Source organism: Microbacterium sp. HMH0099, from assembly GCF_049384025.1.
Lineage (GTDB): Bacteria > Actinomycetota > Actinomycetes > Actinomycetales > Microbacteriaceae > Microbacterium.
In genome coordinates, this window is sequence record NZ_JBMRJR010000012.1 from 1 (window position 1) to 599 (window position 599).

At 70.1% G+C, this 599-nt stretch carries 2 protein-coding genes; both read right to left on the minus strand.

What is annotated here, in order from left to right; genetic code table 11:
• Positions 1–18 precede the first annotated feature (18 nt).
• A complete protein-coding gene (locus ACO03V_RS16130; RefSeq protein ID WP_423138344.1) occupies positions 19–207 on the minus strand; it encodes a DUF2273 domain-containing protein in 189 nt (62 codons plus the stop codon).
• On the minus strand, positions 204–599 hold a 396-nt coding region (locus tag ACO03V_RS16135), incomplete at its 5' end, for an Asp23/Gls24 family envelope stress response protein (RefSeq protein ID WP_423138345.1). The genes ACO03V_RS16130 and ACO03V_RS16135, both read right to left, overlap by 4 nt.

Here is a 599-nt window from a genome sequence, read left to right on the forward strand (position 1 = left end):
CCCCGGTGAGTGCGGTGGTCATGACGTGCTCCGCCCGGTGAAGGCGTTGACGACGTTGCGGATGTCGATCTGGCCCGACATCACACGGCCCACCACGGCGCCGATGGCGATGAACAGAGCGACCAGGATGAAGCCCCAGAAGCCGAAGATCAGCGCGGAGACGGCCAGGACGAGGCCGGCCAGCGCGCCGGTCAGGGCCGGGCTCACTGGACGCGCTTGTCGTCGTCGTCGTTGTCGTCGTCGCCCGGGATGTGGACGTCGTTGACATCGACGTTGACCTCGACGACCTCGAGGCCGACCAGGCGGTGGATGGCGCCGGCGACGCGGGCGCGGACCTCGTCGGCGACGTCCTGGATCGGGGCGCCGTACTCGACCACGATCGTCACATCGGCCGCGGCCTGGGTCTCGCCCACTTCGACCTTCACACCCTGGGTCAGGTCGGTGGCGTTGATCGCATCGCGGATCGCACCCAGGGCACGGGCACCGCCGCCACCCAGGGCGTACACGCCCGAGACCTCACGCGCCGCGATACCCGCGACCTTGCCCACCACACCATCAGCGATCGTCGTCTTGCCCGCGGCAGGGGCCTCCGAGCCGCG